At 65.2% G+C, this 9,865-nt stretch carries 8 protein-coding genes and 1 tRNA gene; 5 read left to right on the top strand and 4 right to left on the bottom strand.

Annotated elements, in window-relative coordinates; genetic code table 11:
- Window positions 1–606 precede the first annotated feature (606 nt).
- Window positions 607–1,950 (bottom strand): GGDEF domain-containing protein, encoded by a 1,344-nt coding sequence (locus tag ABR948_RS24355; protein WP_428122973.1) that lies wholly within the window; start codon window positions 1,948–1,950, stop codon window positions 607–609.
- A 134-nt stretch (window positions 1,951–2,084) separates the two neighbouring features.
- Window positions 2,085–2,498 (bottom strand): EVE domain-containing protein, encoded by a 414-nt coding sequence (locus tag ABR948_RS24350; protein ID WP_428122972.1) that lies wholly within the window; start codon window positions 2,496–2,498, stop codon window positions 2,085–2,087.
- 125 nt (window positions 2,499–2,623) lie between these two features.
- Between ABR948_RS24350 and ABR948_RS24345 the strand changes: the two genes are divergently transcribed.
- Window positions 2,624–3,352, top strand: coding sequence for a haloacid dehalogenase type II (locus ABR948_RS24345; RefSeq protein ID WP_428122974.1), 729 nt, complete (start codon window positions 2,624–2,626; stop codon window positions 3,350–3,352).
- A 197-nt stretch (window positions 3,353–3,549) separates the two neighbouring features.
- On the opposite strand, the gene ABR948_RS24340 is transcribed toward ABR948_RS24345, so the two are convergent.
- Entirely contained in the window at window positions 3,550–4,530 is a 981-nt protein-coding gene (locus ABR948_RS24340; RefSeq protein ID WP_428122971.1) for an NAD(P)H-dependent glycerol-3-phosphate dehydrogenase, read from the bottom strand.
- A gap of 198 nt (window positions 4,531–4,728) precedes the next feature.
- A complete protein-coding gene (gene tsaD / locus ABR948_RS24335; protein WP_428122969.1) occupies window positions 4,729–5,820 on the bottom strand; it encodes a tRNA (adenosine(37)-N6)-threonylcarbamoyltransferase complex transferase subunit TsaD in 1,092 nt (363 codons plus the stop codon).
- A gap of 120 nt (window positions 5,821–5,940) precedes the next feature.
- Between tsaD and ABR948_RS24330 the strand changes: the two genes are divergently transcribed.
- The 4 genes from ABR948_RS24330 (at window position 5,941) to ABR948_RS24315 (ending at window position 9,864) form a co-directional block, all read left to right on the top strand.
- A complete protein-coding gene (locus tag ABR948_RS24330) occupies window positions 5,941–6,690 on the top strand; it encodes a uroporphyrinogen-III synthase (RefSeq protein WP_428122968.1) in 750 nt (249 codons plus the stop codon).
- Window positions 6,691–6,752: 62 nt separating this feature from the next.
- Window positions 6,753–7,880 (top strand): COG4223 family protein, encoded by a 1,128-nt coding sequence (locus ABR948_RS24325; protein ID WP_428122966.1) that lies wholly within the window; start codon window positions 6,753–6,755, stop codon window positions 7,878–7,880.
- A gap of 7 nt (window positions 7,881–7,887) precedes the next feature.
- Window positions 7,888–9,606 carry a heme biosynthesis protein HemY gene (locus tag ABR948_RS24320; protein WP_428122965.1) on the top strand — a complete coding sequence of 573 codons (1,719 nt, stop codon included), beginning with the start codon at window positions 7,888–7,890 and terminating at the stop codon, window positions 9,604–9,606.
- A 182-nt stretch (window positions 9,607–9,788) separates the two neighbouring features.
- Window positions 9,789–9,864, top strand: a tRNA-Thr gene (locus tag ABR948_RS24315).
- Window position 9,865: the final 1 nt, after the last annotated feature.

The raw sequence follows: 9,865 nt of genomic DNA, 5'->3' as shown, positions 1-9,865 counted from the left end.
CCGCAGCCCCCTGTGCAACAAAAAAGCACAGGGGTAGAAGCCACAGGTTCGCCGGAACGCCCGGCCTTCCCTGCGCAATGGTTTTAACGGTTTCCTTCGTGCTCTCCCTGGTGACCGGGCTTTGTTGCCACCATCGCCTGCGGATCACTGCGTGTCGGGCCCGATAGGGCCGACATCGCAACTCCGCCAACTTGACGCCAGCGTCGGGGCGTCAGGACCACACGACTTCGCCGTCCGCTTGAGTGCCGTTCGTCCGCGCAAAGCATTTGCGCTGCGTCACTGTCGCGTCCACCGCATCCCGCACCCAACGTCCGTGACGACCGCGAAGCGCCCCTCTTGTGAGACGGGATGGCGGGATTTTGCTGCTGATTTGGGGGCGCGATCAACAGAGTCGATCCGCGACAGATTGGCACGACGGGCAAATCAGCGTGCGGGATGTGGGCGTCAGCCGGTGCGAGTGGTTGCCGGCGCAGGGAGGTGGCGGCATCGGCTTGGGTAGTCGTCATGCGCGGGCTTGACCCGCGCATCCATCTTCTAAAAAAATCTTTGTAACAAGAGGGATGGATTGCCGGGTCAAGCCCGGCAATGACGACTACAACCCGCCGACTAAGCCGTCGTTCTCAAGGAATTCGCCGCCGAATTTTCGGACTCTGCGCCGGGCTCTGCGTGCCGCGCGCCATCTTCTTCCGCGTGAGCGTTCGACAGGAACACGGTGTTCCTGCCGCAACGCTTGGCGTCGTAAAGGGCGTCGTCGGCCCATTTCGCGACCGTGTCGGGCGTGGCTGCCTCATGCGCGAAGGCGACACCGAGGCTGATCGTCACCACGCCGGCGTTATCGTCGGCGCGATCGGTTCCGGGATTGACGATGGCGAGCGCTTCCACCTCATGGCGGATGCGTTCCGCGATGGTCCAGGCGAGATCGGGCGAGGCGTGGACCAGAACGATCAGGAATTCCTCGCCGCCATAGCGAAACACGGTGTCCTCGCCCACCCGTACCGATTGCTCGATGGTCCGGGCGACGCGCCTGATGCATTCGTCGCCGGCGGCATGGCCGGCGGTATCGTTCAGTCGCTTGAACCAGTCGATATCGGCCATGATGAACGCGATGCTGGCTTTCGGGATCGTCAGGTCGCGCCAGAGATTCTCGATGAGGTCGGTCGCCGAACGGCGGTTGCCGAGCCCGGTGAGAGGGTCGCGTGTCGCCAGTATTTCCAATTGATGATTGGCGCGCTCCAGCGCTTCACTGCGATACTGGTTGCGCAAGGACAGCAGGAAGGCTTTTTGACCGAGGATCGACTGGGTTTTCCGCGCGACCGCGGCCGCATAGATTCCCATCGCAAAAAATACCGAGGTCCCGATCGCTTCCTTGAGGTCGATTGCGGGATTGAAGATTTCGAAACCGAAAAACATCCCGGTGGAGCAGACCATCAGGCACAGCGACCAGGCATGGCCGACATTGAACACCACGATCGCGATCGTGTTCACATACATGATGCAGATCAGGAAGCGCTCGTAATTGCTGCCGCCGGCCGCGACGGCGAGGATCCCGTAAGCAATCATGACGCTGTTCATCAGCAGCATCAGCGACAGGGCTTCGACGGCTGCGCTGCGGGGCTTTCGCCAGACCAGGTAGGCGCAGCCATGCAGCGCCGGAACCAGCAGCCCGGCGATCGCGAGGGTCAGCCAAAGCGATTCGGGAGCGAGAAGGAAGCTGATCGGCACGAAAGCCATGCTGATCAGCCCGACCCAGACCATCCATGCGCGCGCAATCTTGCTTCGCTGCGGCCAGTCCTTCTTGCGATACGCCCGTACCATCTCGGGAGAAAACCGGATGTCGCGCGTGCGTTGTGACAGCAGCCGCTCGGTCTCGGCTTCGAGAGCAGGCGTCATGGACACGCTCGCCGTGTCGTCGAGCGGTGTCGGGCTCAGGCTGCTGGCACCCGATTTCAAGACGTATCCCCTCCCGTCGCTCTGCCCGCGGCGTGGCTTCAATAAGAGCCTGAATTGCTAAATTTTCGCTGAGGGGAAGACCGCGGAGAGTACGGCTCACACGGGAATCAGAGGTTACATAATACCTATATCGGCTAGACCCCGCCCATTTTGCTAACGATCTTCCATTCTTCCGGAGTCACCGGCTGCACCGACAGCCGTGAATATTTCACCAGCGCCATATCGACCAGCCGCTTGTCGGCCTTGATCGCGGCCATCGTCACCGGCGTCTGCAACGGTCTGTCGGCCTTGAGGTCGACGCAGACGAACTTGCCGGTCTTGTCGGTGGCATCGGGATAGGCCTCCTTGATGATCTCGACGATCCCGACGATCTCCTTGCCTTCGTTGGAATGATAGAAAAAGGCGCGGTCGCCCTTCTTCATTTTCACGAGATTCTGCCGCGCGGTGAAATTGCGCACGCCGGTCCAGGCCTCGCCCTTGGCACCCTTGGCGACCTGCTGATCCCAGGACCAGGCGGAAGGCTCGGATTTCACCAGCCAGTAATTCATGTCGACCCATCTCTTGGTTGTGACCTCTTCAATACCAAGACGCAGATATAAGCGGCGTCAAGGGCGAAGCCGCGCGGCGCATTGCAAAACAGGGAATCAGTATGTTTGTGAACCGTCGGGAGTTTGTGACCTTGGCCGCAGGTGTGACCGCGACTGCAATCGCCCCGGCCGCCAACGGTGCACAAACAAAAATCAAGGCGATCGCTTTCGACGGCTTTCCGATCATCGATCCCCGCCCGGTTTTCGCCAGGGCCGAGGAAATTTTTCCAGGCCAGGGATCGGAGCTGAGCAATGCCTGGCGCATCCGGCAATTCGAATACACCTGGCTGCGAAGCCTCGGCGGCCGCTATGTCGATTTCTGGCAGGTGACGGAGGCCGCGCTGGTGTTTGCGGCCAAATCCCTGAAGATCGAGCTGTCCGCCGGCCAGCGCGATCACTTGATGCAGACCTATCTCGAGCTCAAGGCCTGGCCGGATGTGGCGCCGGCCTTGCAGCAGCTGCGGGATGCCGGCATCCGCATGGCCTTCTTGTCCAATCTCACCGACGCGATGCTCGATGCCGCGGTCAGGAATTCCGGGCTTGAGGGTTTTTTCGAAGGCCATCTCTCGACCGACAAGGTCAGCGCGTTCAAGCCCGATTCGCGCGCCTATCAGATGGGCGTCGATGCTTTCGGCTTGAGGAAAGAACAAATCGCCTTTGCCGCCTTCGCGGGCTGGGACGCGGCCGGCGCCAAATGGTTCGGCTATCCGACCTTCTGGGTCAATCGCCTGAACGCGCCGCTTGAAGAACTGGACGCCGTTCCCGATGGCATCGGCGCGAGTCTCGGTGATCTCGTGAAATTTGTGCTGGCGTGAGATTCGAGAACGTGAAGTTTTTACATCGGCCTGTCAGCAGCTTCACTCACCTCTCCCATCGAAGTCGGATATATCCGACTTCGATAATTTGAGAGACCCAACTCGGGTAAACCCGAGTTGGGGGAGAGGGGGCGCACTTCCATTGCTTCGACAGAACGATTCTCATAATGCTCTACGTCACCTCGTGCAGCGGCCGTTCATCCCTCGGCTTTGAACGGCCGCGTCAGCAGGCTTTCGATCGCATCGTCGATGGTCACGGCTCCGGTCAGGATCGACGCGACCGCATTTGAAACGGGCATGTCGACGTCCTGCGCCGCCGCCAGTTCGATCAAAACCGGTGCGGTGAATTCGCCTTCGGCAAGCTTGTCGCGGGGCCGCGCGTCGCCGCGTCCGAGCGCGATGCCGAGCGCGAAATTGCGCGATTGCGGGCTTGAGCAGGTCAGGATCAGATCGCCAAGGCCCGACAGTCCGGCCATGGTTTCGCCGCGCGCACCGCAGGCACGCCCCAGGCGCACCAATTCGCTGAAACCGCGCGTGGTCAGCGCCGCCTGCGCCGAGGCGCCGAGTTTCTTGCCGGCCGCTATACCCGCCGCGATCGCCAGCACGTTCTTCGCGGCCCCGCCGATCTCGACGCCGCGGACGTCGGAGGTGTGGTAGGGCCGGAAGTTCGAGGATCCCAGCGCCTGCACCAGCGCGCTGGCGAGCTCGCTTTGATGCGCCGCCAGCGTGACCGCGGTGGGCAGGCCGCGCGCGACGTCCTCGGCGAAACTCGGTCCTGAAAGAATGGCGGGCCGCGCATCGGGCGCGGCTTCCGCGATCACCTCGGTCATGAATTTATGGGTGCCGCGCTCGATGCCTTTGGCGCAGGCGATTACCGGCGTGGCCTTGGCGAGATGCGGCGCCAGCATTGTGACCGCCGCGCGCAAATTTTGCGCGGGGGTGGCGATCAGGATGATGTCCGCTTGCGCGGCCACTGCGATATCGTCGGTGACCTGAATATCCGCGTCCAGCCTGATGCCTGGTAATTTCGGATTGATGCGGGTGGCGGCGATCTCGGCCGCGGCGGCCGCATTGCGCGCGCACAGCACCACATCGCGCCCGGCGCGCCCGGCCAGCGCCGCCAGCGCCGTGCCCCATGCGCCGGCGCCGATCACTGCGACTGAGTTAAAAGACGTCATCGCGAGGTCACCTCGGTCTATCAGCGGCTCCTCTTACCTCTCCCCTTGTGGGAGAGGTCGGATCGCATCGCAGATGCGATCCGGGTGAGGGGTTACGGTCTATCGATGGACCTGAACCCCTCACCCCAACCCTCTCCCACAAGGGGAGAGGGAGCGCACTGCCGTTGTTGTTACAGATCGATCTATTCTTATTCTGTTCTAAAAGCCCGCCCGCGTGTTGGCGAATCCGGCGGGCGCAATGGCATTTTCGTCGAGCAGCCAGCGGGCCCGCGGCGGCGTGTCCATGGTATCGGATAGTCCGATCGCGAGCCGCTCGGCACCGGCCCATGCGATCATCGCGCCATTGTCGGTGCACAGCGCCGGCGGCGGAATGATCAGCGTGGTCTGGGCCTTGGCCGCGACATTCTGCAGCGCGCCGCGAATCGCCTGATTGGCGGCGACGCCGCCGGCGGCGACCAGCGCGCGTGGTGGGCCGAATTGTTCGTGAAACAGCCGCAGGCCGACGCTCAATCTGTCGGCCGTCGATTCCAGCACCGCCGCCTGGAAGCTGGCGCAGAGATCGGCGATGTCCTGCGGTTCCAGCGGATTGATCCGGCTGGCTTCGTTGCGCACCGCGGTCTTCAATCCCGACAGCGAGAAATTGGCGTCGCTGCGCCCCTGCATCGGCCGCGGAAAAGCAAAGCGTCTGGCGTCGCCTCCGCTGGCGGCGCGTTCGACCTCCGGTCCGCCCGGATAGGGCAGGCCGAGCATCTTGGCGACCTTGTCGAAGGCTTCGCCCATGGCGTCATCGACCGTGGTGCCGAGCCGCACATATTTGCCGACGCCGGTCACCGCGACAATCTGGGTGTGGCCGCCGGAGGCGAGAAACAGGCAATAGGGAAACGCCAGCGCGCAAGTGAGCCGCGGGGTCAGGGCATGGGCCTCGAGATGGTTCACCGCGATCAGCGGTGTATTGTGCACCATAGCGATCGCCTTCGCGGTGGTGAGGCCCACGATCACGCCGCCGATCAGGCCGGGGCCGGCGGCGGCGGCGACGCCCGCAAGCTGCGCGAAGCCGACGCCGGCTTCCTTCATCGCGCGGTCGACGATGCCGTCGAGCAGGTCGACATGGGCGCGCGCCGCGATCTCCGGCACCACGCCGCCATAGGCTGCGTGCTCTTCGGTTTGCGAGTGCACGATATTGGACAGGATTCGGCCGGTGCCGTCGCCCTGGCGCTCGACCACGGCGGCCGCGGTTTCATCGCAAGTGGTCTCGATGCCCAGAACCAGTGTTCGCGTGTCGTTACCCAATTTGAGGCCTTGCGTTATCGGCGAAACCGGCGTTTTTCCGTGTAATATCCGGTAGCATTATGAGGTCTCGAAGTGCAATCGCCCGTTGATGCGAAACCCCTGTCGGCGGCAGCGTGAAGCATGGCCATTCTCGTCACACGCCCGCGTCCGGACGATGAGGCCACCGCCGCGGGCCTGCGCGCCCGGGGGTTTGAGGTTCTGCTGGCGCCGATGCTGCGGTTCGAACCAGTGGCCTTCGAAGACGACGCGGATCGGGATCAGGATGTGCGCTACGGCGCTGTCATCGTCACCAGCGCCAATGCGTTGCGCGGGATCGAACGTCAGCTCAAGCACAGCCCATTGCTGAAGCTGCCGCTGTTCGCGGTCGGCGAACACACCGCGGCCGCCGCCCGCACGATCGGGTTCGAAACCGTGGTCCCGGCAACGGGGGGTGCCGCGGGCCTGCGCGATCTCGTGCTCGCCAGCGTCAAGGCGAAAACCCTGAAGAAGGCGAGCCCGCTGCTTTATCTGGCCGGGGCCGATCTCGCCCGCGACCTCGCCGGCGAACTCGGCGAGCGTGGGTTCACCGTCGTCACGCAGACGACATACAGGATGGTTCCCTTGTCGGGCCTGCCGCGGGAAACCTGCGACGCCTTCGCCGCCAACCGGATCGAGGCGGTGCTGCATTACTCCCGGCGCAGCGCGCGCGCGTTCCTGGAATCGGTCCGCGCCGCCGGGGTCGAAATATCGGCCCTGGCGATCCCGCAATGCTGCATTTCCGCCGCGGTGGCCTCGGTGGTCCGCGACGCCGGGGCGACCCGGGTCATGGCGGCGGCCTCGCCGGATGAAAATGCCCTGTTCGAGCTGCTGGACCGTGCTTTGCGGCCCTGATTGGCGTAAGAGGACGGGCCGATTCTGGTAGATTTCGGATCGAGCCAAAGAGGAACCGCGGAATGGACGAAGACAGGCCCGAAGATACGCTGCCGCCGGATTCGGGCCGCGCCAGGCGCGCGCCGCCGACCATCGATCTCGAAGCGTCGGAAGTGTCGGGCGGAACCCAGAGTGCCAGTGCTGGCGCTGGCGCCGAGCCCAAGCAATCATTTCAAGGGCCTCGGGCGGGGGTGCTTTCCGCGATGGTCACCTCGGCGGTGACCGGCGCCGTCACCACCGCGCTGGTGCTCGCGACCGCCTGGTATGTGGGCTGGCCCGGTGAGACGGCTGCGCCGCCGCCGGCCAATGCCGCTGTCATCGACACGCTGACGTCGCGTCTCGCCGAGATCGAGTCCAGATCGGCCGGGCCTGCGGCCACAGCACCCGACCCGGCCGCGATGGGGCGGGTTGAAGCGCTGGAGAAATCGATTGCAGCGCTGCGCAGTGAAATCGCGGGCGCCCGCGCGCAGTCGGAGAAACTGGCCGCGGATGTCAACGCGGTGAAATCGGCGTCGCGCGAATCGACACCGCCGGATCTCGATGGGATCAACGAGCGCCTCGGCCAGATCGAACGCGCCACCCGTGCCGAGAGTGCTGTGATCGCCCAACAAAGCAACAAGCCCGCGGACGATGCCGTGCTTCGCCGCGTCGTGGTGGCCTCGATGCTCGACATTTCGGTGCGGCAGGGTGAACCTTTCGCCGCCGCGCTCGCCGCGGCGAAATCGCTCGCCGCCGACGCGGCCGCATTGAAGCCGCTCGATGATTTCGCCGCCTCGGGCGTGCCGAGCGCGGCACTGCTCAGCCGCGAATTGTTGACGCTGGTGCCGAAACTGTCGCCGCCGGCGCCGGAGATCGCCACCACCGGCTCCGGGATTGTCGATCGCCTGCAGGCCGGTGCCGCGAAGCTGGTTCGCATCGAGCGCACCGACGCCGTCGGCAACGACCGCAGCGCCGTGATCGCGCGGGTCACGGCGGCGGCGCTGCGCAATGATGCCGCCGAGGCGAGGCACGAGTTGAATACGCTGGCGCCGGCCGATCGCGCGGCGGCGCAGCCATGGCTCGACAAGGCGGATGAGCGCGATGCGGCGCTCGCCGCCTCGCGTCAATTCGCGGCCGACGCCATGGCGGCGCTCGCCAAACCGGCGCCATAGGATTTCGATGTACCGGATCATTCTGTTTCTGCTGTTGATCGCGCTCGCAGGTTGGGGCGCGGCATGGGTGGCCGATCAGCCCGGCGAGGTCTTGATGTCGTGGGGCGGCTGGCGCGCCCATCCCCCGTTGCCGGTGTTCGTGCTGTTGCTCGGCATTGTCATTGTCGCGGCGATGCTGGCCTGGACGGTATTGCTGACGCTGTGGCGGATGCCGCAGCGTATCCGGCGCAGCCGGCGCGAACGCCGTCACGCGCGCGGCCGCCATGCCATCACCCAAGGCCTGCTCGCGATCGGCCATGGCGATTCGTCGGCCGCCCGCCAGCATGCCGAAGTCGCGCGCCGCCATGCCGCGGATGATCCGCTGGCGCTCTTGCTGCACGCGCAATCGGCGCAACTCGACGGCGACCGCGAAGGCGCGCGAAGGGCGTTTCACGCCATGGCCGAGCGCAAGGATACAAGGCTATTGGGCCTGCGCGGGCTGTTCATCGAGGCCCAGCGCGCCGACGATCCGGTCGCCGCGGTCGGGATCGCGGAAGAGGCGCTGAAGCTGGCGCCGGGATCGACCTGGGCCTCGCATGCGGTGCTCGGATTTCGCTGCGCCAAGGGCGACTGGAACGGCGCGCTGGCGATTCTCGATAACAATCTGGCGTCGGGCCTGATCGACAAACATGCGTACCGGCGCCAGCGCGGCGTGCTGTTGACGGCGCGCGCGCTGGAGCTTGAAAAGGTCGACCGCGATTTGTCGCGCGATAGCGTAATGGAGGCGATCAAGCTGGCGCCGACGCTGGTGCCGGCCGCGGTGCTCGCCAGCAAATATCAGAGCGAAGCGCATCAGGTGCGGCGTTCGATGCGCATTGTCGAGGCGGCGTGGCTGGCGCATCCGCATCCCGATCTGGCCGACGCCTATGCCCATGTGCGACTCGGCGATTCGGCGCGGCAGCGGCTGGTGCGGGTCGAGACGCTGGCGGCGAAAGCGCCCGGTCATCTCGAGGGCGCGCTCGCGGTGGCGCGCGCCGCGATCGACGCTGTGGAATTCGCGCGCGCGCGCGAGGTGCTGGCGCCGTTCATCGCTCAACCGACGCAGCGGGTGGCGATGCTGATGGCGGAAATCGAACGCACCGAACATGGCGACAGCGGCCGGGCGCGGACCTGGACCTTGCGCGCGGTGCGCGCGCTGCACGACCCGGTGTGGACCGCGGACGGTTATGTCAGCGATCGCTGGCGCCCGGTGTCGCCGGTGTCCGGCCGGCTCGATGCCTTTCAGTGGCAGATGCCGCTGGCGGCGTTGCCATCGGACAAGAATGCCGCGATCGAATCCTCGCCGTTTGAGGAGGCCATGCTCGCCGCCGCGCCGCGCCGCGTCGAGCCGCCGCGCGAACCTCCACAGGAATCTCCCGCAGACGCGCCGGCGGCGCAGGATAATGTGCCGGTCAATGTGACGATCAATTCACCGGCAAAACCGGCGCTTGAGCCGCCGCCCGCGCCGCCGCCGACCGAAGCCGTCGCCGCGGCCGCGCCGGCATTGTTCCGCGCGCGGCAGGATATCCCGAAAGCCGCCGATAAAGCGGCTTCCGCCGTCATCCCCGCGGTAATTCCCATCGTCCGGGCGCCCGACGATCCCGGCATCGACGACGAAGCCGTCGCCGACGAATTCACCGAACAGATCAATCCGGCGCCGGGCCAGGCCGGCGGCTGGCGCGGCTTCCTGTCCCGCTGGGGGAATTAAAGCGTTTTCAAGCCAAAGCCGGCCCCGGATCTGGGTCCGGGGCGGGTACCGGTTCGCGCCGGGAAAATCCGTCAAAAATCCCTTTGCGGGGTCGGACGGGCGCGTTTTCCTTGCAAAATCAGGCGTCGCCCGATATCAGGTGCACGCGTTTTCAGGCGGTTTCTGAGCGCGCTCGATGGTTCGCCGCAATAGCTCAGTTGGTAGAGCACGTCATTCGTAATGACGGGGTCACAGGTTCGAGTCCTGTTTGCGGCACCAG

This window comes from Bradyrhizobium sp., from assembly GCF_050014615.1.
GTDB lineage: Bacteria > Pseudomonadota > Alphaproteobacteria > Rhizobiales > Xanthobacteraceae > Bradyrhizobium.
This window is presented reverse-complemented; position numbering and strand designations above follow the sequence as displayed.

Bases quoted from the DNA above. Each gene is read 5' to 3' on its own strand.
- ABR948_RS24330 (WP_428122968.1), top strand. From the start codon at position 5,941: ATGGCCATTCTCGTCACACGCCCGCGTCCGGACGATGAGGCCACCGCC.
- ABR948_RS24325 (WP_428122966.1), top strand. From the start codon at position 6,753: ATGGACGAAGACAGGCCCGAAGATACGCTGCCGCCGGATTCGGGCCGC.
- ABR948_RS24320 (WP_428122965.1), top strand. From the start codon at position 7,888: ATGTACCGGATCATTCTGTTTCTGCTGTTGATCGCGCTCGCAGGTTGG.
- ABR948_RS24350 (WP_428122972.1), bottom strand. From the start codon at position 2,498: ATGAATTACTGGCTGGTGAAATCCGAGCCTTCCGCCTGGTCCTGGGAT.
- ABR948_RS24340 (WP_428122971.1), bottom strand. From the start codon at position 4,530: ATGACGTCTTTTAACTCAGTCGCAGTGATCGGCGCCGGCGCATGGGGC.